Annotated in this window: 20 protein-coding genes and 1 riboswitch; of the genes, 13 read left to right on the forward strand and 7 right to left on the reverse strand. The window is 61.2% G+C overall.

Annotated features, from left to right (window positions below; genetic code table 11):
- Positions 1 to 1,935: a TonB-dependent siderophore receptor gene (locus HX817_RS03830; RefSeq protein ID WP_177039817.1), complete on the reverse strand. Its 1,935-nt coding sequence runs from the start codon at positions 1,933 to 1,935 to the stop codon at positions 1 to 3.
- Between the two features lie 93 nt (positions 1,936 to 2,028).
- Positions 2,029 to 2,236: riboswitch (cobalamin riboswitch) on the reverse strand.
- Positions 2,237 to 2,337: 101 nt separating this feature from the next.
- On the opposite strand from HX817_RS03830, the gene lexA reads away from it, so the two are divergent.
- From lexA to uvrA, 6 genes are all read left to right on the forward strand, one after another.
- Positions 2,338 to 2,955 carry a transcriptional repressor LexA gene (lexA, locus tag HX817_RS03835; protein ID WP_003210482.1) on the forward strand — a complete coding sequence of 206 codons (618 nt, stop codon included), beginning with the start codon at positions 2,338 to 2,340 and terminating at the stop codon, positions 2,953 to 2,955.
- The gene (imuA, locus tag HX817_RS03840) at positions 2,955 to 3,566 is read left to right on the forward strand and encodes a translesion DNA synthesis-associated protein ImuA (protein WP_087694708.1); all 612 of its coding nucleotides are present in this window, start codon (positions 2,955 to 2,957) and stop codon (positions 3,564 to 3,566) included. Before lexA ends, imuA begins: the two co-directional genes overlap by 1 nt.
- A 7-nt stretch (positions 3,567 to 3,573) precedes the next feature.
- Positions 3,574 to 4,989, forward strand: a complete 1,416-nt coding sequence (locus tag HX817_RS03845) for a DNA polymerase Y family protein (RefSeq protein WP_177039818.1) — start codon at positions 3,574 to 3,576, stop codon at positions 4,987 to 4,989.
- The gene (locus HX817_RS03850; RefSeq protein ID WP_371317766.1) at positions 4,965 to 8,054 is read left to right on the forward strand and encodes an error-prone DNA polymerase; all 3,090 of its coding nucleotides are present in this window, start codon (positions 4,965 to 4,967) and stop codon (positions 8,052 to 8,054) included. Before HX817_RS03845 ends, HX817_RS03850 begins: the two co-directional genes overlap by 25 nt.
- Positions 8,055 to 8,167: 113 nt before the next feature.
- A complete protein-coding gene (locus HX817_RS03855) occupies positions 8,168 to 9,877 on the forward strand; it encodes an ATP-binding protein (protein WP_177039820.1) in 1,710 nt (569 codons plus the stop codon).
- A gap of 165 nt (positions 9,878 to 10,042) precedes the next feature.
- Positions 10,043 to 12,571, forward strand: a complete 2,529-nt coding sequence (gene uvrA / locus HX817_RS03860) for an excinuclease ABC subunit UvrA (RefSeq protein WP_177039821.1) — start codon at positions 10,043 to 10,045, stop codon at positions 12,569 to 12,571.
- 37 nt (positions 12,572 to 12,608) lie between these two features.
- Here uvrA and HX817_RS03865 read toward each other — a convergent pair whose 3' ends face one another.
- Positions 12,609 to 13,556 carry an AraC family transcriptional regulator gene (locus HX817_RS03865; RefSeq protein ID WP_087694703.1) on the reverse strand — a complete coding sequence of 316 codons (948 nt, stop codon included), beginning with the start codon at positions 13,554 to 13,556 and terminating at the stop codon, positions 12,609 to 12,611.
- Between the two features lie 161 nt (positions 13,557 to 13,717).
- On the opposite strand from HX817_RS03865, the gene HX817_RS03870 reads away from it, so the two are divergent.
- From HX817_RS03870 to HX817_RS03880, 3 genes are read left to right on the forward strand one after another with little or no spacing between them, the layout of a single operon-like run.
- Entirely contained in the window at positions 13,718 to 14,146 is a 429-nt protein-coding gene (locus tag HX817_RS03870; RefSeq protein WP_003210496.1) for a hypothetical protein, read from the forward strand.
- Positions 14,147 to 14,149: 3 nt separating this feature from the next.
- On the forward strand, positions 14,150 to 15,622 hold the full coding sequence (locus HX817_RS03875; protein WP_256348646.1) for a M48 family metallopeptidase: 1,473 nt from the start codon (positions 14,150 to 14,152) through the stop codon (positions 15,620 to 15,622).
- Entirely contained in the window at positions 15,619 to 16,275 is a 657-nt protein-coding gene (locus HX817_RS03880) for a hypothetical protein (protein WP_177039822.1), read from the forward strand. Before HX817_RS03875 ends, HX817_RS03880 begins: the two co-directional genes overlap by 4 nt.
- 74 nt (positions 16,276 to 16,349) lie before the next feature.
- On the opposite strand, the gene HX817_RS03885 is transcribed toward HX817_RS03880, so the two are convergent.
- Complete coding sequence (locus HX817_RS03885) at positions 16,350 to 17,402, reverse strand: DUF1176 domain-containing protein (RefSeq protein ID WP_177039823.1); 1,053 nt, start codon at positions 17,400 to 17,402, stop codon at positions 16,350 to 16,352.
- A 163-nt stretch (positions 17,403 to 17,565) separates the two neighbouring features.
- On the reverse strand, positions 17,566 to 18,327 hold the full coding sequence (locus HX817_RS03890; RefSeq protein WP_003210508.1) for a BPL-N domain-containing protein: 762 nt from the start codon (positions 18,325 to 18,327) through the stop codon (positions 17,566 to 17,568).
- 333 nt (positions 18,328 to 18,660) lie between these two features.
- Here HX817_RS03890 and HX817_RS03895 point away from each other — a divergent pair, with 333 nt between their 5' ends.
- A complete protein-coding gene (locus tag HX817_RS03895; RefSeq protein WP_177019861.1) occupies positions 18,661 to 19,392 on the forward strand; it encodes a hypothetical protein in 732 nt (243 codons plus the stop codon).
- 250 nt (positions 19,393 to 19,642) lie between these two features.
- On the opposite strand, the gene HX817_RS03900 is transcribed toward HX817_RS03895, so the two are convergent.
- Positions 19,643 to 21,244 carry a PLP-dependent aminotransferase family protein gene (locus HX817_RS03900; protein WP_008432589.1) on the reverse strand — a complete coding sequence of 534 codons (1,602 nt, stop codon included), beginning with the start codon at positions 21,242 to 21,244 and terminating at the stop codon, positions 19,643 to 19,645.
- Here HX817_RS03900 and HX817_RS03905 point away from each other — a divergent pair.
- Positions 21,243 to 21,905: an FMN-binding negative transcriptional regulator gene (locus tag HX817_RS03905; protein ID WP_177039824.1), complete on the forward strand. Its 663-nt coding sequence runs from the start codon at positions 21,243 to 21,245 to the stop codon at positions 21,903 to 21,905. The genes HX817_RS03900 and HX817_RS03905 overlap by 2 nt on opposite strands.
- Positions 21,890 to 22,654 carry a sulfite exporter TauE/SafE family protein gene (locus tag HX817_RS03910; protein WP_003210527.1) on the forward strand — a complete coding sequence of 255 codons (765 nt, stop codon included), beginning with the start codon at positions 21,890 to 21,892 and terminating at the stop codon, positions 22,652 to 22,654. Before HX817_RS03905 ends, HX817_RS03910 begins: the two co-directional genes overlap by 16 nt.
- A 435-nt stretch (positions 22,655 to 23,089) precedes the next feature.
- Here the strand turns inward: HX817_RS03910 and HX817_RS03915 are convergent, their stop codons facing one another.
- Positions 23,090 to 24,289, reverse strand: coding sequence for an MFS transporter (locus HX817_RS03915; protein WP_177039825.1), 1,200 nt, complete (start codon positions 24,287 to 24,289; stop codon positions 23,090 to 23,092).
- Positions 24,290 to 24,387: 98 nt separating this feature from the next.
- Between HX817_RS03915 and HX817_RS03920 the strand changes: the two genes are divergently transcribed.
- Positions 24,388 to 25,329, forward strand: coding sequence for a LysR family transcriptional regulator (locus tag HX817_RS03920; protein ID WP_177039826.1), 942 nt, complete (start codon positions 24,388 to 24,390; stop codon positions 25,327 to 25,329).
- 102 nt (positions 25,330 to 25,431) lie between these two features.
- Here the strand turns inward: HX817_RS03920 and HX817_RS03925 are convergent, their stop codons facing one another.
- Positions 25,432 to 26,232: a GNAT family N-acetyltransferase gene (locus HX817_RS03925; protein WP_177036103.1), complete on the reverse strand. Its 801-nt coding sequence runs from the start codon at positions 26,230 to 26,232 to the stop codon at positions 25,432 to 25,434.
- Between the last annotated feature and the right edge of the window lie 212 nt (positions 26,233 to 26,444).

The following is a 26,444-nucleotide window of genomic DNA, read 5'->3' on the forward strand; positions in this document are numbered from 1 at the left end:
TCAGAAGCGATACGTGTAGCGTACTTCGGAGGTGAACGGCCGCCCGAGGTTGTCGACGTTGCTGGCGCGGCTGGTGACGTAGTCGCGGTCGAACAGGTTCTCTACCAGCAGGCTCACGCGGTGTTGGTGGGCGTTGTCGAGGTAGCGATAGGCGTCGGCATCCACCACGGTGTAGTTGCCGTATTCGACCTTTTTCGAGCTGACGATATCGCCGATGTAACGCACGGCGGTGCCGGCGCCCCACAGGCGGTCCGCCGATTCATAGCCGACCCGCGAGCGGGCGAAGAAGCCCGGGATATCGTTGATGGTGACACCCGCACGGGACTCGGTGAGGTTGCGGGTCATGTCGGCCTGCACGCTCCATTGTTCATTGAGCTGCAGCTTGGCGTCGGCCTCGAAACCACGCATCTGGATCTGCCCCTGGCCGTTGACCCACTGGATATCGTCCAGGGTGATCAGGTCGGTGATCTTGCGTTTGAACAGCGTGACGCTGGCGCTGAAGTCCCGGGCCAGCAGGCTGCCCTTGTAGTCGACGCCCAGTTCGGCGTTGCGGCTCTTCTCCGGCTTGAGGTTGCGGTTGCCTTTTTCATCGTCTTCGTTGACGAACAGTTGCTCGGCATTCGGCAGTTTGTAGGCAGTGCCGTATTGGCCGCGCAGGGCCCAGTTGTCGTTGAGGTCGTAGAGCGAAGTGAGCATGCCGACGGTGGCGCTGTCGCCGCCGCTCATGGCTTCGTGGCGTACGCCGATGCTCGGGTGCCAGTTCGGCAGGGCTTCGATAGTCGGGCGCAGTTGGGTGTACAGCGCGTGGGCCTGGGCCTTGTTGTCGTCGATGATCAATACATCGTCCTGGCCCTTGAACCACTGGTTATCGGACCCGAATACCAGCACGTGCTCGCCGGGCAGCACGGCCTTGCCTTCGGCCTGCACGCCCCAGTCGGTGAAGCCCCAGTAGTCGTTGTGGTTGATGGCCCGGGTGCCGCCGCCTTCGATATTGTTGATGCGGGTATAGCGCGTGTCCCAATCGTTGATATGGCCTTTGACGAAGTAGCTCAGGCGCTCGTTGAGGGTTTGCTCGAAGGTCGCCGTAGCGATTTGTTGTACGCGGTCGTTGGTGGTCTTGTGGTTGTCCACCGGGCGGGCGAAATCGAGGTTGGCGTCGGCGTACTGGTAAAACAGCTCAAGGCGCGTGCCATCGCCAAACGACTGGATCGCCTTGGTGCCGAAGGTGGTGACTTCGTAGGAGCGTTTCTTGTCGCTGACGTTTTTCATGTCGCGGTTGCGAAACGGCTGGTAGCCCTCGGAGACGTTGCGGCTGACGTAGGCCAGCAAGCCAAGATCGCCGAAACCGTTGTTGAAGATCTTCTCGACCCGGGCATCGCCGGTGGTGCCGCCGAAGGTGTCTGCGCCCAGGTTCACCTCGCCGGACGCCTCGCGGGTTTGCGGGCTGCGGGTGACGATGTTGATCACCCCCGACACCGCCTGGGTGCCGAACAGCAGGCTCTGGCCACCCTTGAGCACTTCGATGCGCTCGATGGCGTTGGCGGGCAGGGTGTCCAGGTACAGGCCGCCGTACAGGCGGTTGTTCAGGCGCACGCCGTCCAGCAGGATCAGCGTGTCGTCGTTGCGCCCGCCCAGCAGGGAATAGGTGCCGTAGTCGAACGGGCCGTTCTTGGGGGCCACGTACAGGCCGGGGATGAACATCTGCATCACGCGCGACACATCGGCGGCGGGGCCGGCGCGTTCGATCTGTTCGCGGGTGACGATCTCGACCTTGCTGCCGTACTGGGCCATGTCGGCCACGGTGGTGGACTCCACCGACGGTGCGGAAATGATCTGCTGCTTGAGCTCAAGGGGAGGGTCGTCGGCCAGCAGCAGGGGGCTGAACAGGCAGCCGAGCAGCAGGCTGGGCACGGACGTATTGTAAGGTCGAATCATAGTCTTCTCGGAAAAGTATCTTTCGCGAAAAGCACGCACGAGTAGGCACCGAGCACACGCCAATACCGGCCCATGCCCGCCCACCGCAGGATTTTGCCAAACAGAATTCCAGGCCGGTCTCCGGGCTCACGCGTATGGACACCTTCACCTTCCCATGGCGCGCAGGCCACAGTGGTGTGTCGAAGGAGTCACGCGTCTACCGTTGCGGGGGCAGCACCGGACTGGCTCGAAAAGAGCGGCACCGGTTTCCCGTTTCACCCCATGCACGGCGGCATGAGGCACCTGAAACAGGCCGGCATCTGAACATTCGAAAGACCGTTCGTCAACTTGGCGGGTACTTTTCCGGTGGCTGCATGGGAAGCGACTGACGGATATTGCCAGAAAATTCCCACAGGAGTACAAATGTACTCCATGAAGAATCTAACGCCCCGCCGTACCGCCATCCTGACCTTTATCCGCGACCGTATCGCGCAGCAAGGCCAGTCTCCCAGCCTCGCCGAGATCGCCGAGGCGTTCGGCTTTGCCTCCCGCAGCGTGGCGCGCAAGCATGTGCTGGCGCTGACCGAGGGCGGCTTTATCGAGGTCAACCCGAACCAGGCTCGCGGCATCCGCCTGCTCAATCAGCCGGCGCGGCCGGAGCTGCTGGATATTCCGGTGCTCGGCCGGGTGGCCGCCGGTTTGCCCATTGGCGCCGATGCCGAAGTGCACAACCGTCTATTGCTCGACCCGGGCATGTTCGCGAAAACCCCGGATTACCTGCTGCGGGTGCAGGGCGATTCGATGATCGAAGACGGCATCCTCGATGGCGACCTGGTAGGCGTACGCCGCAGTGCCGAGGCCTTGAACGGGCAGATCGTGGTGGCACGCCTGGACGGTGAAGTCACCATCAAACGTTTCGAGCACGTGGGCGAGCGCGTGCGCCTGCTGCCGCGCAACCCCGCCTATCAACCCATCGTGGTGCGGCCCGATCAGGACCTGGCCATCGAAGGGGTGTTCTGCGGCCTGGTGAGGCAAGGCTGATGGGCGCCGTCGTTGCACTGGACTCGCTGTTCAATGGCGGCCGGGTCTGGAAAGGCCGGCCCGCCGCGCCGCCGGCCAGCGTCCATCCCACCGGGCTTGCGGCCCTGGATGCGGTGCTGCCCAGCGGTGGCTGGCCGGAAGCGGCGTTGAGCGAAATCCTGATGGCGAAGGAGGGCGTGGGCGAGTTGCAGCTGGTGTGGCCGACCCTGGCACGGTTGGCGGCGGCCGGTGAGCGCATCGTGCTGGTGGCGCCGCCCTACACGCCGTACCCCCACGCCTGGCAAAACGCCGGGGTGGATGTGCGCCAGCTGTCAGTGATCCAGGCCGATGAACGCGATGCCTTGTGGGCAGTGGAGCAATGCCTGCGTTCCGGCAGCTGTGGCGCGGTGCTGTGCTGGCCGCGCAAGGCCGATGACCGCGCCTTGCGCCGCTTGCAGGTGGCGGCGGAAACCGGCCAGACCCTGGCCTTCGCCTGGCGCTCCTTGAGCGAGGCCATCAACCCGTCACCGGCCGCCTTGCGCCTGGCGGTGGAGGCGAGCCCGGCGCAGGTGCGGGTGCTCAAGTGCCGGGGTGGCCTGGCCCATCCCGCGCCCATTGCGCTTGGGCACTGAGGTTGGCATGCGCTGGGTGTGTATTGTGTTCCCGCAATTGGCGCTGGACGGGGTGCTGCGTCTGCGCCCCGAACCGGATCAGCCATTGGCCCTGTTGGCCGGCACGCCGCAGCGGCGGGTGCTGCAAACCGTCAATGACGCCGCGCGCAAACTCGGCCTGCGCCCCGGCCAGTCGCTGACGGCGGCCCATGCCTTGACCAAGGCGTTCGCCTGCGCCGAATACGACCCGGCGCAGATCGAATACTGGCAGCAGTTTCTCGCGGCCTGGGCCTACCGTTTCAGCTCCCAGGTCAGCGTGTTCTACCCACGGGCGTTGCTGTTCGAGATCGAGTCGAGCCTGGGCCTGTTCGGGCCCTGGCCGTTGCTCGAAGCGCGCTTGCGCAAGGAGCTGACCGAACTGGGGTTTCGTCACCGCATCGTCGCCGCGCCGAACCCGGCGGCGGCGCGGATATTGGCGAATGTCTACGACGGCCTGGCCGTGGCCGATGAGCAATACCTGCAACACGCCCTGGCACCGATCCCCATCGACCGCGCCGGCCTCGACCCGCAAGCTGCCACCGCATTGTCGCGCATGGGCTTGCGCACTCTGGCCCAGGTGCAGGCGTTGCCTCGGCATACCCTGGCCCGGCGCTTCGATGCTGCGCTGCTCAAGCACCTCGATGCACTGTGCGGCCAACGGCCCCTGGCCCTGGCGTTCTACCAGCCGCCGGACCGGTTTGATGTGCGCATCGAGCTGAATTTTGATGTGTTGTCCCACCAGGCCTTGCTGTTTCCCTTGCGCCGTTTGACTGGCGACCTGTCGGCGTTCCTGTGTGGCCGCGACAGTGGCGTGCAGCGTTTTGACCTGCACCTGGAGCACGCGGCCGAGCCCGACAGCGTGATCAAGGTCGGCCTGCTCAGCGCCGAGCGTGACGCAGCGATGCTGTTCGAACTGGCCCGCGGCCGCCTGGAGCAGGTGCAAGTCACCTCGCCGGTGCGTGGCTTTCGCCTGGTGGCCCAGGACCTGCCGGTGTTTGTGCCCCAGCGCCAGGACCTGTTCGACGAGCGCCCGCAACAAACCCTGCCGTGGGAACAACTGCGCGAACGCCTGCGGGCGCGGTTGGGGGACGAAGCGGTGCAAGGCCTGCGCTTTCACGCCGACCACCGCCCAGAATGCGCCTGGCAAGCCGGTGCTGATCTTCGCCCGTGCTCACCCTCAAACAACGTGCAACGCCCGGGCTGGTTGTTGCATGAACCGACGCCCCTGGCCGAGCAGGGTCTACACATCCTGATGGGCCCGGAGCGCATCGAATCCGGCTGGTGGGATGGCGCCGATGTGCGCCGCGATTATTACCTGGTGCGCACCCGTGCCGGCCAGCAAGGCTGGGCCTACCGCACCGTGGGCGAGAGCGGCACGCTGTGGCTGCAAGGCTGGTTCGCATGAAGTACGCGGAGCTGCATTGTCTGTCCAACTTCAGTTTCCAGCGGGGCGCCTCCAGTGCCCGCGAGCTGTTTGAACGGGCCAGGCAGCAGGGTTACGAGGCGCTGGCCATCACCGATGAATGCACCTTGTCGGGCATCGTCCGTGCCTGGCAGGCAGCCAAGGAAGTCGGGTTGCCGCTGATTATCGGCAGCGAGATGCGCCTGGAAAACGGCCCGAAGCTGGTGCTGCTGGTGGAGAACCTGGAAGGCTATCAACACCTGTGTCGGCTGATCACCATCGCCCGCCGCCGTGCGGAAAAAGGTCACTACCGCTTGCTGCAGGAAGACTTCACCGCGGTACACGGCTTGCTCGCGTTATGGATGGTCGAAGACACCGATACCCAGGCCCATATCCAATGGCTGCGCAGCACCTTCACCGATCGCCTGTGGCTGGCGGTGGAACTGCATTGCGGCCAGAACGATGCCCGTCACCTTGAGCAACGCCTGAACCTGGCCGCCAGCCTGCACCTGCCGGCGGTGGCCTGCGGCGATGTGCATATGCATGTGCGCGGTCGCCGTGCGTTGCAAGACACCATGACCGCAATCCGTCACCACGTCCCGGTGGCCGAAGCCGGCGCGCGCCTGCATCCCAATGGTGAACGGCACTTGCGCAGCCTCGATGCATTGGCCGCGCTGTACCCGGCGCACTTGCTGGAAGAGTCCCTGAACATTGCCCGGCGTTGCACCTTTGACCTCGGCCAATTGCGCTATCAATACCCCAGGGAGTTGGTACCTGAAGGCCAGGATGCAAAATCCTGGTTACGCACCTTGACCGAGCAAGGCATCGCCCAGCGTTGGCCGAAAGGGGTCGACGCCAAGACCCTCCAGCAGATCAATAACGAATTGGAACTGATCAGCGACCTCGGCTACGAAAGCTACTTCCTCACCGTACACGACATTGTGCGCTTCGCCCGCAGCCGTTCGATCCTGTGCCAGGGCCGTGGCTCGGCGGCCAACTCGGCGGTGTGTTTTGCCCTGGGCATCACCGAGATCGACCCGAGCCTGATGAACATGCTGTTCGAGCGCTTCCTGTCTCGCGAACGCAACGAGCCGCCGGACATCGACGTGGACTTCGAGCACGAACGCCGCGAAGAAGTGCTGCAATACGTCTTCCAGCGCTACGGGCGCACCCGCGCCGCGTTGACGGCGGTGGTCAGCAGCTATCACGGCGCCGGCGCGGTGCGCGACGTGGCCAAGGCCCTCGGGTTGCCGCCGGATCAGGTCAACGCCCTGGCCGACTGTTGTGGGCGCTGGAGCGACGAAGCACCGCCCCTGGAACGCCTGCGCGAAGGGGGGTTCGACCCCGACAGCCCGGTGCTGCGCCGAGTGCTGACCTTGACCCAACAACTGATCGGCTTCCCCCGGCACCTGTCCCAGCACCCCGGCGGCTTCGTGATTTCCGAACACCCGTTGGACACCCTGGTGCCGGTGGAAAATGCCGCCATGGCCGAGCGCACCATCATCCAGTGGGACAAGGACGACCTCGACGCCGTGGGCCTGCTCAAGGTGGACATCCTCGCGCTGGGTATGCTCAGTGCGATTCGCCGCTGCTTCGACCTGCTGCGCCGCCATCGCAACCGGGACCTGAGCCTGGCTTCGGTGCCCAAGGAAGATGCGGCAACCTACGCGATGATCAGCAAGGCCGACACTATCGGCGTGTTCCAGATTGAGTCGCGGGCGCAGATGTCGATGTTGCCCCGCCTGCGACCGGAAAAATTCTACGACCTGGTCATTGAGGTCGCCATCGTGCGGCCGGGGCCCATCCAGGGTGGCATGGTGCATCCGTACCTGCGGCGGCGGAACAAGGAGGAAGAAACCACCTACCCGTCGCCGGAACTCAAGTCCGTACTGGAGCGCACCCTGGGCATCCCGCTGTTCCAGGAACAGGTCATGCAGATCGCCATGGTCGCCGCCGATTACACACCCGGCGAAGCCGACCAACTGCGCCGTTCCATGGCCGCCTGGAAACGCCACGGCGGCCTAGAACCCCATCAGCAACGCCTGCGCACCGGCATGCTGAAAAACGGCTACAGCGAAGCCTTCGCCGCGCAGATCTTCGAGCAGATCAAGGGCTTTGGCAGCTACGGTTTTCCCGAGTCCCACGCCGCCAGTTTCGCCTTGCTGACCTATGCCAGTTGCTGGCTTAAATGCCATGAACCGGCAGCGTTTGCCTGCGCCCTGATCAACAGCTGGCCCATGGGTTTCTACAGCCCCGACCAGATCCTGCAGGACGCCCGTCGCCATCATTTGCAGATCCGCCCGGTGGATGTGCAGGCCAGTGACTGGGATTGCAGCCTTGAGCCGATCGAAGGCCAGCAACCGGCGATTCGCATGGGCTTGCGCATGATCTCCGGGTTTCGCGAAGAGGCCGGCCGGCGTATCGAAGCGGCGCGCCAGGCCCGGGCGTTTTTTGATATTGCCGACTTGGGCGAGCGTGCCCAATTGGACACTCGCGCCCAGGAGCTGCTGGCGGATGCCGGTGCCTTGCGCGGCCTGGCCGGGCATCGGCACCGGGCGCGTTGGGAGGTGGCCGGGGTGCAGAAACAACTGGGCCTGTTTGCCGGTATCGCCAGCCCGGAAGAGGCGGTGGTGGAGCTGCCGCAGCCGACAGTCGGCGAAGATTTGTATGCCGACTATGCCAGCGTCGGCACTACCCTGGGCCCACACCCGTTGGCGCTGTTGCGCGATGAACTGCGCGCGCGGCGTTGCCGCAGTTCCAGGGAATTGCTGTGGGTTGAGCATGGCCGCAACGTCAGCGTCGCCGGCCTGGTCACCGGTCGACAGCGCCCGGGCACGGCCAGCGGCGTTACCTTCGTCACCCTGGAAGATGAGTTCGGCAATATCAATGTGGTGGTCTGGCGCGATTTGGCCGAGCGCCAACGCCAGGCGCTGGTGGGCTCGCGGTTGCTCAAGGTAGATGGCCGCTGGGAGGCGGTGGGCGAGGTTCGGCACTTGATCGCCGGGCGCTTGACCGACCTGACCCCGTTGCTGTCGGGCATCAGTGTGCGCAGCCGGGACTTTCGCTGAGTCGGCCCTTGCTCCTTCCTGCCGGCATAAGCAATATGCGATGAAACCAACCGCCACTGCCGGGCTCAAAGTTTTCATCGCCGCCCACCTTTTATCTTTTGCAGAGCCGACCGATGCAGTTTTTATCCAATACCCACGGCTGTGAGGGTTGGGCTGGGGAAATGGCCCAGAGGATTCGTGCTTTCGATTGGTCCACCACCGACCTCGGCCCGATGAGTGCCTGGCCCTCCAGCCTGACCAGCGCCGTGCAGATGATGCTGGCATCGCCCATGCCCATGGTGATGCTGTGGGGGCACGCCGGTTACATGATCTACAACGACAGCTATTCGGTGTTTGCCGGCGGTCGCCACCCTTATCTGCTGGGTGCGCCGGTGGAACTGGGCTGGCCGGAAGTCGCCGACTTCAACCGCAATGTGGTCGACACCTGCCTGGCCGGCGGCACCTTGTCCTACCGCAACCTGCCCCTGGAACTGTTGCGCGACGGCCGCCCGGAAGAAGTCTGGATGGACCTGTATTACAGCCCCGTGGCCGGTGACGACCAACAACCGGCCGGGGTCCTGGCGATTGTGGTGGAGACCACCGAACATATGATCTCCGAGCGCCTGCGCCAGGAACTCACCCACAACCTGGAGCAGCGCGTGGCCGCGGAGGTGCAGGCCCGTTCCGCCGCCGAAGAACAGTTGCGTCAATCACAGAAGCTGGAAGCCATCGGCGGCCTGACCGGCGGCGTGGCCCACGACTTCAACAACCTGCTGCAAGTGGTCGCCGGCAACCTGCACCTGCTGGCCCGGCATGAGCCGGACAACCCCCAGGTGCAGCGCCGTGTCAGCGCCGCCATCGCGGCAGTGGAACGTGGGGCCAAGCTGACCTCGCAACTGCTGGCCTTCGCCCGTCGCCAGCCATTGTCACCGGCGGTGTACAACCCGCTGCGCATCTATGAAGGCCTGGGCGAGCTGCTGCAGCGGGCGCTGGGAGAAACCATCCACATTGATGTGCAACTGCCCCAGGATCCATGGTGCATTAACGTCGACCGCAACCAACTGGAAAACGCACTGCTCAACCTGGCGATCAACGCCCGGGATGCCATGAAAGGCGAGGGCGTGATTCGGATCACCGGCGAAAACATTATTCTCAACCCTCCGGATTGCGTCGGTAAAAGCATCAACCCCGGTGAATATGTGCGCCTGGCCGTCGCCGACAGCGGCGCCGGCATGTCAGCGACGATCCTGGCCCGTGCCTTCGAACCGTTTTTCACCACCAAGCCGAATGGCCACGGTACCGGCCTGGGCCTGAGCATGGTGTTCGGGTTCGTGCGCCAAAGTGGCGGGCATGTTGAGGTCGAGAGCGTGGAGGGCAGCGGCACCGTGGTGCAAATGTATTTCCCGCGCAATTTGGGAGAGCCGGAAAACCACGATGCGCCCGTCGAGCTCACACAACCCACCGGCGGCCATGAGACGATCCTGGTGGTTGAGGACAACGAAGGCGTACGCGCGGCCGCGGTGGAATTGCTCGAACAATCCGGCTACACCGTGCTCACCGCCGAAGACGGCGACCGGGCCATGCTGATGCTCCAGGCCGGCCTGCAACCGGACCTGATCTTCACCGACGTGGTGATGCCGGGCCGGGTCAAAAGCACCGACCTGGCCGAGTGGGCGCGCAGGCAAGTGCCGGCGATAGCGGTGCTGTTTACCTCCGGGCATACCCGCGACATTCTTTCCAGCAACCACCTGCTGGGCAACGACATTCACCTGCTGAGCAAACCCTATGGCCCGGATGACTTGGCGCAACGGGTGCGCTCGGTACTGACCTCCCGAATGATGTGACGAATGAAGATCCAGCCAGCAACACCAAACCACTGTGGGAGCCGGGCTTGCCCGCGATGGCGGAGTGTCAGGCACCCCATCCGGTAACTGGCACACCGTCATCGCGGGCAAGCCCGGCTCCCACAGTTGATCTTCACTGCCTTGAACACACCGATAAGGTTACCCATGACTTCCCAGCGCAACCTGCCACCAGACACCTCACTCACCTCCCAACGCCCTGGCTTCGTGCGGGTGCGGGGTGCCCGGGAACACAACCTGCGCAACGTCGACGTGGACATCCCCCGCGATGCCCTGGTGGTGTTCACCGGCGTGTCAGGCTCCGGCAAGTCCTCGCTGGCATTCTCCACCGTCTACGCCGAAGCCCAGCGCCGCTACTTCGAATCCGTGGCGCCCTACGCCCGCCGCCTGATCGACCAGGTCGGCGTACCGGACGTCGACGCCATCGAAGGCCTGCCGCCCGCCGTGGCCCTGCAACAACAGCGCGGTACACCCAGCACACGTTCATCAGTGGGCAGCGTCACCACCTTGTCCAGCCTGATCCGCATGCTCTACTCCCGCGCCGGCAGTTACCCGGCGGGGCAACCGATGCTGTACGCCGAAGACTTTTCCCCCAACCTGCCCCAGGGCGCCTGCCCGCAATGCCACGGCCTGGGCCGCGTGTACGAAGTGACCGAGGCCCTGATGGTGCCCGATCCTTCCCTCACCATCCGCCAACGCGCCGTGGCGTCCTGGCCGTTGGCATGGCAAGGCCAGAACCAGCGCGACATCCTCGTCACCCTGGGCTACGACGTCGACATCCCGTGGCGCGACCTGCCGAAAAAACAGCGCGACTGGATCCTCTTCACCGAAGAAACCCCCACCGTACCGGTGTACGCCGGCTTCACACCGGCCCAGACCCGCGACGCCCTCAAACGCAAACTCGAGCCCAGCTACCAGGGCACCTTCACCGGCGCCCGCCGCTACATCCTGCACACCTTCACCCACTCCCAAAGCGCCCTGATGAAAAAGCGCGTGTCGCAGTTCATGCAAGGCAGCCCGTGCCCGCTGTGTGAAGGCAAACGCCTGAACAAGGCCGCGCTGTCGGTGAAGTTTGCCGGCGTGGACATTGGCGAACTGTCGCAAATGTCCCTGCTGCAACTCGCCGAACTGCTGCGCCCGGTGGCTGAAGGGCAGGGCGATAAAAAGCTCTCCGTGGAAAAACGCCTGGCCGCCCAACGCATCGCCCAGGACCTGCTCGAACGCGTCAGCACCCTGACCGACCTCGGCCTGGGCTACCTGGCCCTTGAGCGCAGCACACCGACCCTGTCCTCCGGCGAACTGCAACGCCTGCGCCTGGCCACCCAACTGGGCTCGCAACTGTTCGGCGTGATCTACGTGCTCGACGAACCTTCCGCCGGCCTGCATCCCGCTGACGGCGAAGCCCTGTTCGCCGCCCTCGACCGCCTGAAGGCCGCCGGCAACTCACTGTTCGTGGTGGAACACGACCTGGAAACCATGCGCCGCGCCGACTGGCTGATCGACGTCGGCCCGGCTGCCGGTGAACACGGCGGCCAGGTCCTGTACAGCGGCCCACCCGCCGGCCTGGCGCAGGTCGAAGCCTCGCAAACCCGCGAATACCTGTTCGCCGAAAAACGCCCGGTCAGCCAACCACCGCGCCAACCCACCGGCTGGCTGAGCCTGGAAGGCGTCACGCGCAACAACCTCAACGACCTCAGCGTGGACTTTCCCCTGAGCTGCTTCACCGCCGTCACCGGCATTTCCGGCTCGGGCAAATCCAGCCTCGTCAGCCAGGCGTTGTTGGAACTGGTAGGCGCAGGCCTGGGCCGCGTGGTGGAAACCGAAGACGAACCCAGCCTCGAAGACGACGCCCCGCAAACCAGCGGCGGCCGCATTAGTGGCGGGCTGGAACACATCCGCCGCCTGGTGCAGGTGGACCAGAAACCCATTGGCCGCACACCGCGCTCCAACCTCGCGACCTACACCGGCCTGTTCGACAACGTACGCAAACTGTTCGCCGCCACACCCGCGGCGAAAAAGCGGAATTACGACGCCGGGCAATTCTCCTTCAACGTCGCCAAAGGCCGCTGCCCGAACTGCGAAGGCGAGGGGTTTGTCAGCGTTGAATTGCTGTTCATGCCCAGCGTGTACGCGCCATGCCCGACGTGCCACGGCGCGCGGTACAACCCGGAAACGTTAGCGATCAAGTGGGAAGGGCTGACCATCGCCCAGGTGCTGGGGCTGACGGTTGAACAGGCGGTAGAGGTATTTGCCGAAGAGCCGGGTGTGCTGCGCTCGCTGCAAGTGCTGCGGGATATTGGCTTGGGTTATTTGCGCCTTGGCCAGCCGGCGACCGAGTTGTCAGGCGGGGAGGCGCAGCGCATCAAGCTGGCGACCGAGCTGCAACGCAATGCCCGGGGCGCGACGTTGTATGTGCTGGATGAACCGACGACCGGGCTGCATCCGCGGGATGTGGATCGGTTGTTGAGCCAGTTGAATCATCTGGTGGAGGCGGGGCACACGGTGATTGTGGTAGAGCATGAAATGCGCGTGGTGGCGCAGAGTGATTGGGTGATTGATATTGGGCCGGGGGCTGGGGACAGAGGCGGGAAGGTGGTGGTGAGCGGGACGCCGCAGAAGGTGGCGAAGAGTAAGGGGAGCCGGACTGCGCCGTTTTTGGGGCGGGAATTGGGATAGCTAATGGCCGGAAGGGGTCTATTCATGGCTTTGCTCTCTAGCGTTCGGCACCTGGCGGGTGACCAAAGTAGGCCTTGTAGGCATGGTTGAAGTTAGCGGGATTGGCATAGCCCAGGCGGTAGGCGATCTGCGCCACCTGCCACTTGCGCTGACGAAGCAGATTGCGCGCAAGCTCCATGCGTTGCTGGCGCACATAATCCAGCATCGACTGGCCGTAGATTTGACTGAACGCCCGGCGCAGCGTGGTTTCCCCCACACCCAGGCTACGGGCCAGCGCTTGAGTGCCGGGAGGGTCGATCAGGTTGGCATCCAGTTGAAACCGCGCTTCATGGGCCAGGTCTGAATGACCGCGTACCGCAGGTATTGGCCTGGCAGGTTGAGGGGCAAGATGGGCTGCCAGCTCCACCAGCGCTGCCAGGCTCAGGCTTTCCTGATTAAGGCGCTCCAAGGCGCCTTGGTAGGGAGAGTGATATATCCGCTCCAGCAAACGCCCCAGTGCCGGGCACCCGTGCAGTCCCGAAAATTGAACGCCGTCATTGAGCAGGCTGAGTAACGGCTGGAGCGCCGAGTCTTCTTCGGCCAGCTCGCGCAAATAATCGCCTGCGATGCGTAGCCCGGCCATGCGCGCATGACTGCCGGCGGGCAGTTGATCGACGGTTTCCATGCTCTCACTCAGGCCCAGCACATGGACTGCGCCCGTGGTGTATTCATTGAGCACACCGTCGACCCGATGCTGCCACTGGCCGCCGAGCACCTGCACGATGCACACACTGTCGGGCAATACCTTGTGGATCTTCAGCGGCTCGGGGAACTGCAAGTCACAGTCGAAATACTGCAGGTCTGGCCGAACGGTCCGTGCGCGGTAGTGGCCGATGGCAGAACCAATAACCTGACGAGCGCTGTCGTCGAATACGCCGGCCTGGTCCAGGGGACCCGGGTGATCGAAGCAGAAGTGTGTGTCGAGATAAGGATTCTGGCGTTTCATCGAGAAGGGTTTGAGTCATGTCCTTATGTGTTCGCGCCATTGTACCCCGTCACTCGTCGTTGTGAACTGCAGTCTCATTGTTGTGCGCAACGGCCTGCACGGTTGGCAGATCGCCGAGGGTGACTTTCAATGGTCGGCCGTGAAATTCAAGGAACCTGAGTATGCTGATTTATCGCAAATGGGCTGCCGTGCTAAGCATGGTACTGGCCGTCATGACGGGCAATACCTTCGCTCAAGATCGCCCGGAAGTCGCAGATAAGGTCGCTGCGTATTCGGGTGAGGCCGGGGTGAAAGTCTGGACACTGCGTATCGGGGCCCGTGACGAAAATCAGGCACTGGTGCAAGTGGAAGGGGCTGACCACGACTGGAACCTGAAAATCCAAAAGATGTCTGTCGAGAAGACCAGCAAGGACACGCGCTATTACACCACGGTAGACGGTCAGAAGTTCGTCGTGTTGATTCTGCAAAACGGCTGGGGAGAGCTGTACTTGCCAGGCGAAGCAAAAGCGCTGGCCGTCGCCTATAACGAGGCGTTGGCGAGTCAGGGCAATGCGCAAGCATTTCTCACTGACTATCTCCAGGCGAACTGAGCCATGAGCCTGTTGAGACGATGGTCGTGGGGCCTGGCGATGTTGCTGCTGCCGCTGGTACTGATGGGCTGGAGCAGCCTTCAGAGCTGGCGTGCCGACAGTACCCTGGAAGAAGCGCAGGTGATGCGCCAATGGCTCGCCAGCCCGAGCGATGAATTGAGGCAGCAACTGCCGCAACAATGGCGCAAAACGCCGGTACTCCCGGACGACAGCCTGCGCGGCTACCTGCAGCGTGAGGTCGCTCGGGCCGATGCCGACCAGGGCTCGGTGCACATGCGCCAGGTCTTGGCGTTTCTCGGTTACTGGCTGGCGGTCGCAGCCGTGCTGGCGGGCTGCGCGACCTGGGTAAAACTGCGCCTGGATGCCTGGCGCGCGTTGCGTTCGCGGGACTTTCTTTATGATCGACTGGTCCTGAGCTGGCGTGCGCTGGGGCAGTGGCTGGTGGTCTACACCGGGTTGATAGTGGGGGCGCTGGCGATGGCCCTGCTGTATGAAGTCAGCTGGGGCTGGAGCAACCGCCAGAACAGCGGCATGGTGATACTGCTGGTGGTGGTGCCCTTGCTGGTGATGCTGTACCTGGGCGTGCTGTTGATTGGGCGCCTGCGTCGGCAATGGCAGGATATGGAAACGCCGCAATCCGGGTTTCTGGGGCGTTCAATCAGCCGGGCCAGCGCCCCGGCCTTATGGGAGTGGATAGAAAAACTGGCAGCCGTCACCCGCGCGCCCGTGCCAGACCACATCGTGATTGGGGTCGACCAATCGTTTTTCGTCACCAGTGTCCAGGTGGCCCTGCAACCCTCGGGTCAACTGTTGACGGGCCGTACGATGTACCTGCCGCTGACTTTCCTGTCGACCCTGAGCCAGGAAGAAGCCGCCTCGATTATCGGCCATGAGCTTGGCCACTTCAGCAGCCGCGACACCGAGCGCGGCAGTGAAGCCGGGGCACGGTTCAGCTTGATGTACATGCATTTCCTGAACATCAGCGCGGTGGATGACATGCCGTCCTGGATCGAACGCCCGGCGATCTGGATGACGTGGCTCTTTCTGCACCACTTCCAGATAGCCGTGCACCATTGGAGTCGTGCGCAGGAATTGGTGGCGGATAAGGTCGGGGCGCAAATTGCCGGCGAGCGGCTGTTTTGCCAGGCGCTGCTGCGCGTCATCGCCCTTGATGCCGAAGTCAACAAACTGCTTGGGCAGCGTACCCACAGCAACTTGATCCAGGCGTTAGCGGAACACCTTCGCCAGGCTCCGGTGATCTTGAACGAGGCGGTGATGGATCACGCGATCGCTCATCCGTTCGATACCCATCCCCCCACTGCCGTGCGCCTGCAGCAACTGGGTGTGGTTCTCGACGACCAGTTGCTGGCCCAGGCAACACGGACGCCCACCGCGCACGACCGGCAGTGGTTCAGTCAACTCACTCATGATCCGCAGTCGGCTGACGATGCCAACAAGAATGGAGTACCGGTATGAACCACCCTGATGATCCACTGGCCAGCCTGGCCCAATCCCTCACTGAGGATTTTAATCAGCACACTGGCGATCAGTTGCAGGCGGCCATCCAGGAACGCGAGGAGTGGTTGGCCGAGGTTCCCGCAGTCACCGAACTGGCCTACCCACGCAAGGTGCGCCGCACCCTGTTGCTCTTTTCAGTGTTCGCTTTCGTGATGGCGGGCGGGAGTGCATGGGATGGCAAAAACGCGTTCATGGGAGGCATTTTTGCAATCGTGGCGCTGGTCTTGCTCAGCGGGGTGTGGCTGCACCGTCGGGCCGGCGAAGAAATCCTGATGCGCCTGACCCATAGCCACTTGTGGTTTCGCAACCTTGATGCAGAAATCGATCTGCTGGATATCGGCGATATCCGCATCAAAGAGGGCCGCATCAAGCTATGGATCACGCTGACATTGCGCGAGGGTGCGCCATTGCCCGCCTGCAAAAACGCTGCGGGCCCCCTGATGCCCCACGTCAAGATCAAGCGCTCCCGGGAGCCACAGATATGCCTGACGCTGTTCGGCCTGCAACTGAACGGTAAAGTCCTCACCGGCGAACAAGTGCTGGAAATGCTGGATACCTACTGCAACGCGGCGCGTGTAGAGGGTGAGTTGCGGGCGTTGAAGGCTTCCTGAAGGGGTAGGGGGCTACACCCGTGTGTGGCGAGGGCGCTCGCTCCTCGCCACACACATTGATGTATTCGACAGTTTCAGCGACTTGCCTCGGTACGCCACAGCACAGGCCAATGAACCTGCTCCAGCCCCATGCAGGTGTTCATTTCAGCCGCATGGGTCAGCGTGAAACCGTTACCGTCGTAGCGCCAGCGCAGCGCAGTGCCACAACCGCCCATGCCCATCGCCATTGCCTGGCTGCTCAGTTCACCCGTGGCCGGATCAAAATCGACCAGGCCGTTGGGCTCTCTTTCCGGCAGATTTGGCACTTCGGCGACCCGCGCTGGGCGCGCCTGCTCAGGGTGGTCCAGGGGCGCCTGGTAGATATTGTAGAAACAGTTGTATGCCCCACAGCCGGTTTCGATGATCACCAGCGCTTGATCTGCACTCAAGGCATAGGCGTTAGCCTTTGGCGCAACGCCTTCATTCAGATCCGCTTGCCACTCCTTGCGCGTGGCCGCCACCACGGCATCCGCGACTTCTTTTGCCCTGTCCGGGGTTAGCGCAACGGGTGCCTGCCAACTCGGTGCCGGCGGTGCGGCCGGTGCTTGCGGCACGCTGCTGGCGGGCGCCTGCCCCTTGGAAATCAGTGCGTCCTGTGTACCAACGCGCCCCTGGACCGAGTCGATCAGCAAAAGCGCCGCGCTCAACCCGTTTAGCGAGGCGACGGAGGTACCGCCCTCAATGGGTAAAATCAACTCCCGCCCGTTGCGCAACTCTGCAATCAAGGTGTCGGCATTCGTTCCGGTCAGAGCAAACACCTCAGATACCTCACCTTTTTTGAGTTCGCCAGGCTCGAATCGATTTTTCAGCGGCTTGCCATCGAGTGTTGGCTGACCATGGGGGGCGGTGTAGCTGAACACGCCTACCCGCAAGTCTCCATGTGGTCCGGCTTCACGGGTTACCCGCAGGCTGAACGTCGAGATACCGATATCGTCACGCTCCGGGACGGCACCGATAGCCGTGCAGGCACGCGTGTTATCACAGCCGACAATCCAGTCCTTGATAGAACGCTCCAAAGGGACATTGTCGGCGGCGTTCGCACTGGTAACTGCAGCAGCCATCAGGAATATGAGGGGGAGTCGGGTCATCAAACAGGTGCCTGTAGACTGGAAAAACGCTATTAGGGCAGGGTTCTTTGCCAATACCTATTGCATGGCCGTCAGGCACAACAGAAACCCCGGCTGGAACAATCGGTACGGTGTTCCAGCCAGCGCCTGAACGTGGGATGTCGCCAGTCCAGCGCGCTGCAAGTCAGGGTGACTTTGCGCCGTTGCGCCCCTCAATGCTGCGCACCAACGCCCCAAAAAGCTCACCCCGCGGCATCTTGCTCAAGGGAATATTCGCCTTCTCGAACCACTCCCGATCCGCCTCAGGGTGCGGGCCACTCAGCACCACGACCCCGTTTTCATAGGTGTAACGCGCTGCCGCCACATCACCATTCCGGTAGGTCGCAATGGTTGAAGAAGGCGAGGTCGCGTCAGGCTTGGGGAAGTAAGGCCCATCCTGATAAAAGACGCTATCGGCTTTCCCATCCCACACAACCTGCACCGCCGCGTCCGCAATGCCCGCGACCTCAAACCCAGGCCTGCCCGCCTCTGAATCAAGGTCGTAGGGTATCAGGCCAAAGTTGCTGTCATCGGCCAGATAAGCACCCATACAAAGCCCCAGGTAGCGCCCACCCTGGGCGACAAAGTCACGAATGGCCTGCACCCGCGCATCCCCCAAACTATCAAGCGCCGCAGGGATGTCCTGACCGCCACCCGGTTGAACGTAGAGGTCATAACGAGCGAGGTTTTGCGGCGTGATGTCGATCGATTCATCGGCACCTACAAAGTCAATCTGCGCAGTCGGGCGGACGCGCAGCAGGGCTGTTTTGACATTCTCTGAACATCCCTCGCAGCCCGCCGGGCCTCGGTAGATAGCGACATGGGCGATGGGGGTTGCGGCGTGTACCGAGTAAGGAAGCAGCGTGAAAAACGCAAAAAGCGTCGCGGCGATGGCGTGCAGATTCATGGTTGTAGAGTCGTCTTAGAGCTGATTGGGTCCGATCGGACTTTGTGATTCGAAGCCTAAAGCCAATAGCCAGTTGAAGGAGTTAACATTTGTAAAACGGCTAGGAAAAATCGGGATTGATGATCGCAACGACGGTTTTCCCATTGAAATTTATGGGTTTTCCTTTAGTGCATAAATATCGAAGAGAGCGTTTCTTCCATTTTCAGTCCCCGGAATTTTTCAGGCCGTTTGAGTCAGCTCTCGGCCATGCGCGAATGCTATCGGCCAATAGCGCACACTCAAGTATCGACTATGCTTGGAGCGATTCAGCCCTGTACCTGAAGGATCTAAACAATGGGGTACCTTGTCGTTGCTCACGCGATGAATGTGAAGCCGGAGTTAGAACCACTTTCTACGTTGCCGGTGAGCATTGGTTGGTCATTGCACCAGGATGAAAACGCCACGTCGTTCTACTTAGACACGTTCAAGGCTGGCGAAGAACGGAAATGGCCCTTTACGTCTATGCCACCCATCAAGGATGTACCGCTTGAGCTCCCTCAAGAATTGGCAGCGCTATCGCGGATATACAAAGTGCTTAAGGATGCTCAGCTAGCCGACTACTTCAAGAGAGCTTTCCTGAATGTGAATTTAGCGCTGAGTAAAAGCCTTCAATTACACGTTTGCAGCTTTTGCACGGATGACGACGGGCTGGATTTTGTGTGTGTATCTTCGAATGGTGAACTGCAAAGGCTGCGTTGCGTTTGCGGTGATCTGGATATCACCTACGAGCTTGGGACGGTCATGATCCAGCCGCTTCTGATAGACGGCGTTGAAGGCACCGATGTAAGTGGTCTGCATGACCCAGAGAGCGGCATTCACGTCTTGAGTCGGAATATAACGCCCTCGTCGTTACTGCATGCAGTGGCTTCAGCAGAAACCACTCGCTTTCTACAAGCAGAAAGCCCCCCTCTGGGTCTAGGTAGCTTCGATGGTCTGGACGTCGCACCGGTAAAGATTGCTGGCTCTAAGATCGCCTCGCTGAAGCCTGAGGTGGTTGCTCAGAAAGCGTGGTGGAGGCGGTGGTAGTTGTATCGACGACTTCGACCCAAGCCAGGAGGTTTTTCGGGGAAAAGTAGTCAATTATCAGCATCGAAAAATTGGGGCCGATAATGGGGGCCAATTTTCAAAAAGCTACCCGTCACGATGGGCTGCAATCGGCCAATAGCAGTCCCTCCGTCCAGAACCATTTTCCACCCTTAGCAGTCACTCAAGCCGACCACTTTTTCTTATTCGCCTTATCTCTACCTTGTAAATTTGCTCGTGTTCGAGCCGCATATTAGATGACATAGTCATCCACTGATCCGGACCGAGCCCCAAGCTCTTCAACCTCCCGAACCACCGTGCCAAGAATGCCGATCCCTTCATGAATCTGCTGCGTTGTCAGGCCGGCATAGCCCAAAATGAGCCCTGCCGGTCGCTCGTATTCTACCGACGTGGGTTCGGCAAACAGCGGCGAAAGCGGATATACGCCAACCCCGCGTTCGAGCGCTATCGCCTGCAACGTCGGCTCATCCTGAGCGCGAAGCGCGGGTAGCGTTAATACGCCGTGTAAGCCCGCCGCCATGCCGGCCAGTTGCCCATATTCCGCCAGATGCTGTTCAAAAGCCTCCAGTAATGCCCTTCGCCGCAGTTCATTTTCCCGCCGCAGGCGGCGAACGTGACGCTCATAGGTTCCACTTTCGATCAATGAGGCGAGCACGTTTTGCTCCCAGCGCGGTGAGTGTCGATCGGTCAGCCGTTTTGCTTCACGGAAAACGTGAACCAACTCGCGTGGAAGAACCAGATAACCCAACCTGAGTTGCGGTGAGAGTGCCTTGGAGAACGTTCCGACATAAATGACGCGAGCATCTGCGTCCATGGATTGCAGTGCGTCGATGGGCCGCTGGCCATAGCGAAACTCGCCGCCGTAATCGTCCTCAATGATCCACGCACGATGCCGCCTCGCCCAACTCAGCAGTTCGAGGCGACGTGCGACAGGAAGCACCGCCCCCATGGGAAACTGGTGCGACGGAGTGACAAAGGCCAGGCGCACGCGATCACCTTCCGGCAGAGCACTGGTATCCAGTCCAGAGGCATCGACGGGTATGGGCAACGCCGTCGCGCCCGTGGCCTCAAAGCAATATCTGGCCATGCGGTAGCCAGGCTCTTCGAAGACGAATGCATCTTGCGGGTTCAGCAAAAGCCGGGCGCACAGGTCAAGTCCTTGCTGCGAGCCATGCACGACGAGTATTTGATCCGCATCGCACGCCAGACCGCGTGCGCGTCGCAGATAACCTTGCAGCGCATTGCGCAAGCGCTCTTCCCCTTCGGGGTGGCCGTAAGCGAGGCTCGGTTGACGCTTGACTAGTTCGGAACGGTAGGCGCGCTGCCAACCCAGCGCCGGAAAATCCCTGGTAGCGACCGAGCCGTACCTGAAATCGATGCGGGCTTGGGGTGACGCCATGTTGTACGGCTTCATGATGGCCACTCGTTGCCCGTAAAGGGAAAGCACTGGCGGCAGTTCCTTTTGCTGCGCCGAGTCCCCTTGGGCATGCCCGGATTGAGTGCTGATTATGCTCGCTACCGTGGCGGCCTTGCCCACTGATGTCAGGACAAAGCCTTCGGCCGCCAGTTGCTCGTAAGCCGCCGTTACCGTGGTTCGCGACACGCCGAGTTCGGCCGCGATTGCCCGCGTCGACATGAGCCTCGTGCCGGCGGCAAGCGTGCCGTCTTCTATCTGCGCGCGCAGCCTGGCATAGATCCGACGTTGCGCGCCGCGGGAAAATGCATCCGGATTGGCTGAAAACTGGCCCATGGAAAAACCTCGAAACTGGCACTTTCGATGATGCAGGTCGTGGTCGACATTATGGACTCCCAACAATCCGTAGTGAAATCCCATGTACATTCCCGAACACTTCGCAGAGCACCGCCCGGAACAGTTGCACCGAATTATCCGCGACAATCCGCTGGGCATCCTCGTGACTGAGGGTGAATCCGGCATGGATGCGGACCACATTCCCTTTGAACTCGATACCGGCCACGGAACATACGGGCTGCTGACCGCTCATGTGGCCCGCTCCAATCCTGTGTGGCAACGTTGCGCCGGCGGCACGCCTGTCATGGTGATCTTCAGGGGGGCAGAAGGCTACATTTCGCCCAACTGGTATGCGTCCAAGCACGAAACGCATCGCCAGGTTCCCACATGGAACTACGAGGTGGTGCATGTGCATGGCGTCATGCGCGTGATGTCGGAAGAAAAGCTCCTGCGCCGCACCCTGGCCCAGCTGACTCGCCACCAGGAGTCCAAGGAGATCAAGCCCTGGAAGATGGGCGATGCGCCGCGTGAATATCTGGACGAGATGGTGTCGAGAGTTGTCGGTATCGAGATCGAAATGCAGTGCGTTGAATGCAAGCGCAAGCTCAATCAAAACAAGTCGCACGCTGATCGCTTGTCTGCGATCGCGCACTTGCGCGAGCGCGGGCACGTTGAGCTTTCTTCGATAATGCTGGCCAACCTTGAGCAGCCGGATCAGGGGGCAGCACCGTGGACCTTGAGTTGACCACCACCACGATTCTGGTGACCTTCGCCGGAGTTTTTTTGATCTGCTTTATGAAAGGTGCCTTCGGTGGAGGCTTCTCCATTGTCGGCATTCCGCTGCTGTCGCTGGTGATGGATCCGCTCACAGCCGGCGGACTGCTAGCGCCGTTGTTTATCGCGATGGACCTGTTCGGCCTGCGTTACTGGAAGCCATCCACTTGGTCTAAACCCGACTTGGTGCTGTTGTTACCAGGTCTGATTGTCGGCATCGGTGTCGGCTATCTACTCTTTCGCGTCATGGATCACCGCGCAGTCGCGTTAGTGATGGCGGCGGTTACCCTGATTTTTGTCGGCCTCTGGTTCAAGACCGGTGGGGAAATCAGGGTCAGCCAGCGCTCATCGCTCAAGGCGGTGTCCGCAGGCGTCACCTCTGGGATCACGACTATGGTCGCGCATTCTGGTGGGCCACCATTAGCGATGTACCTGTTGCCGCTCGGTCTAAGCAAGAAAACCTATGCCGGCACCACCAGCATGTTCTTTACCGTAGGCAATCTGCTCAAGGCAGTGCCTTGGCTGCTGTTAGCCAGGCCCACCGGTAACGTGCTAAGCCTGATGGTCATCTGCCTGTTAGCAGTTCCAAGTGGTGTCTGGCTGGGCTGGCGACTGCACACCAAGCTGGATCAACGCCAGATGTACCTTGCCTGCTACTGCCTGCTCGTAGTCACGGCGGTAAAACTTCTGTGGGACGGCATAAGTGGCTATATCGTCTGAAAATGCCTCACCACTATGAGGCCCAACGTTACGGCCATTATCCGACTGGCTGCCAACGGAATGTTAGCAGTCAGAGGCCGTTCAAATGGCCTGTGACACTAGGATGCTCTGCTCGGCTAGGCGTGCTTCATCGAGCTAAAATTAGCGCTTGAGGACTTCGTCAGGGTAGTAACCGAGCATCTGAGCTGGACGCAGATACTCAGACGGCGCTCCGAACAATTTAATCGAGCTGCTTAGAGTGACGAAGTTGAGATTGAGCGGCGGCGTAATATCACCGGCATTGCGTGCCGTCGCTTGAGCCTCATCGAGTGCCTCGGAGATGCTGTTGATTGCAGCTCCGGAACACTCCGAGGAAGGCATCACACAGCATTTGTGTGAACTGGCTTGCCTGCATTTTGGCTGAGCCGAATTCGGACTAAGCGGCAGTAAAACCGGTCAGGGCTTGGACAAGCTCCTGAACCCAGCTTGGCCACCCACCTTAACAACCAACCAGGCCAGCAGCACCAATCCCAAGGTTGCCCAGGGGATCGATCCCACGCCTGTCGTCTCAAGCAGTACACCGCCCACTACGGCACTGCCCGCAAACGCGAGGTTCAGTACGGTCACCAGCATCGACTGAGCCACATCGGCACCGTCGGCAGCAGCATTCGCCAAAGCTGTCTGCAGCAGGGTCGGTGCACCGCTGTAACTCAGGCCCCAGGCAGCCATCGCCACATAAACCGCTATGGCAGGCAAGCCACCCAACGCCAATGCAAGCGATACCAGCGCAAACCCGGCCAGGCTCAACAGCACCAACCGCCGCAGCCAGCGGTCAATCAATAGCCCAGTGAGCCAGATACCCACGAGAGCCGCAATGCCGAACGCAAGCAATGCCTGCTCGACCTGTCCATCCAACCCGACCGATGCCAGGAATGCCGCAATATAGGTGTAGAGCATGTAATGAGCCATGATCCACAGCATAACTACCGTCAGCACCGGTCGCACGCCTGGCCTGGACAAAACATGGCCCAGGGACAAGCGCTGGCCAGCCCGTTGCCCGGCAAAGTCAGGGACATTCAGCCGAATCCAAACCATCAGCGCCAGGCTCAACGCCGCTAGCAGCCCGAACACATTGCGCCAACCGATCTGCTCACCCAGCCATGCACTCAGTGGTACGCCCAGCGCCAAGGCGACGGGGATACCCAGCATAGCCACTGCCATCGCGCGGCCTTGCAAGGGCGCGGCGACCATGCGTCGCGCATAACCGGCCAACAGGCTCCACGCCACACCAGTGGCGACCCCGACGATCAGGCGCGCGACCAGGGTGAGGGCAAAATACGGCGACAAGGCAGTTACCGCGTTGCACAAACAGAACACCCCCACTGTCAGTAATAACACAAGGCGCCGTGGCCAACCTTGCAAGGCCAAGGTCAAGGGAACGGCCGCCAGCCCGGAACCGAGGGCACACGCGGTGACCCATTGCCCCGCCCATGCCTGGGAAACCTCAAACGTGTCGGAGATGTGTGGCAACAGGCCGGCGGGTACGCTCTCGTTGGCAGTGGCGATAAAACTCGCGGTGGTCAGGGCCAGTAAGCCAGTGATAGGTAGTTCTGAGGACGGCGGGGGGGTGGGTTGAATCGATTCTTCGCGGTTCATGAGCTTGCTCGAAAAACAGGTGAGGCCTGATTGTGATGAAGTGTCTGTGATTTGATAATTGGTCTAGAATTTGATGCTTAATCAAATCTGGATTGAAGATGGCCACTGATCGATTGGGGGACATGCGCTTGTTCGTTGAGGCTGCCGACCTCGGCAGTCTTTCAGCCGCTGGACGCAAGTTGGGGTTGTCGCCGGCGGCGGCCAGTGCACGGTTGCTCAAATTGGAGGCGGCGCTGCATACCCGCTTGTTTGATCGCACAACCCGTCAACTGCGGCTGACTGATGAAGGCCGGTTCTATCTGCAGCAATGCTGGGTCGCTTTGCGCGCCATTGATGAGGCGGAGGCGGGGTTGCAGGCGAGTCAGCAGGAAGTACGCGGTAAAGTCCGTCTGTCTGCCTCTACTGACTTTGGCCGTCACCTGCTTAATGACTGGCTCGAGACCTTTTGCGCGCAGCATCCGCAGTTGAAGGTGGCGCTGACCTTGTCGGACGCTATGTCTAACCTGGTACAGGACGATGTCGACCTGGCCATTCGTTTCGGCCCACTGCGTGATAGCTCGTTGATCGCCCGGCAACTGGCACCCAACTGGCGGGTGCTTTGTGCCTCGCCGGACTACCTGGCGAGCCACGGCGAGCCGCAGACGCCGGCCGAGCTCACCGGGCATAAATTTATTCTGCTGGTGACTCCGGCGGGTCCTTTAAACACCTTTCATTTCAGGGTGGACGGCCAGACATGGAACCACAGTGTGCCATTGGAAAGCGCCTGGGAAACCAACGATGGCGCCGTGGCACGTGCTTGGGCATTGGCCGGTCATGGCATTGCACGCAAGACCATTTGGGACGCAGCAGCGGATATCCGTGCCGGGCGGTTGAAGGTGCTGCTGCCTGACTATTGCGTAGCAGAAGCTGGGGTGTTTGCGGTGCTGCATGGCAATCGGTACCGAATTGCCAGAGTGCGGGTCCTGTTGGACGTTCTGGTGGAGCGTTTCAAATGTGCCACCGAGGAACTTCTGCGCGACGTCGATGTGCCGAGGTTTTAAATGAATATGAACAGCTCTGGCTGACTTACCATTTTCGCCATAGGCGCAGCAGCTTTTTACATCTACCGTTCGCACAAGCGGAAGGTAGATTACGAATCTGTTTCAACCATCTGCCAAGCGGTACAGCGCCTGAGCATGAGACGCCGCCAGCCCAATGCGCTGCAAATTACGGCGACTCTGTGAACTTGGAAGCGCAGTTGCAGCAATCACCAGGCTGCCGTGCTTCTTTGCTTGCTCTATCCGGTGAGATATCAGCGCTCCATGATAGCCCAAGCCTCGTGCATTTTTTCGAGTGGCAGCCGTGCCCAGGTAGGCAACGCCATTGCTGGCCAGGTACATCAACGCGCCTGCAACGACTTGCCCATCAGCTTTAAGGACGTAGATTTTCAGGCGTTCATTCGACATCAGTCCTGCAAAACAAGCCTGGCTCAACTGACGATGCTCTGGCTTGGTATGAAAGCCACTCGCATGAACTGCCGCGAACTCCGGGAGAGAGTCTGAAGTGGCCTCTTCGATGTTGAATAATTGGGGGGTCAACACCGCATCCTCGATGGGGCACGCAAGCTGCAGATGCGTCCACCCCCTCAAACGCTCGAATCGCTCCTCACCCACAAAAGCGAATTGCTCCAACGTCGAGGCTTTCCCGATAAGGGGCGTTACTGTTGAATACTCCGCTGACTCCTTGAGCAAGCTCAGCAGTGAAAGGGGGTTGCCGGTGCTGTCACCGTAGATACGATTGAACATCGGGCTAGGTGTTGCCTTCACCTGAAAGCACGGAAAGGCCCCATTGAAAAACACACGAGCACCAAAAGGATTTCCACTAACCCGCGACAAGCTCTCAACGCGGGAACACAAGTACTCGCTTTCTGCGGCTTCGATGGCATGCGCCCATTCAACATCCATGTGCATCGTCTCTTTGCAAGATTTCCAGGGAAGGTAGCGGTAAATCAACCCCTACGCACCTGGGAGGGCAGTGAAATAGATTGTCGGGCCAATGGGAGAAGTTTGGGCATCTGCCACAGAAGAGACATCGCTTGGCTTGTCGATAATCGACCCGGCTGCGTACATGCTCAAAGCCAATCCGATGTGCGATGACTTGATGGAAGAGGCAAGCC

Origin of the sequence: Pseudomonas sp. C6002 (genome assembly GCF_013385805.1) — a bacterium.
In the GTDB taxonomy this organism is placed as follows: domain Bacteria; phylum Pseudomonadota; class Gammaproteobacteria; order Pseudomonadales; family Pseudomonadaceae; genus Aquipseudomonas.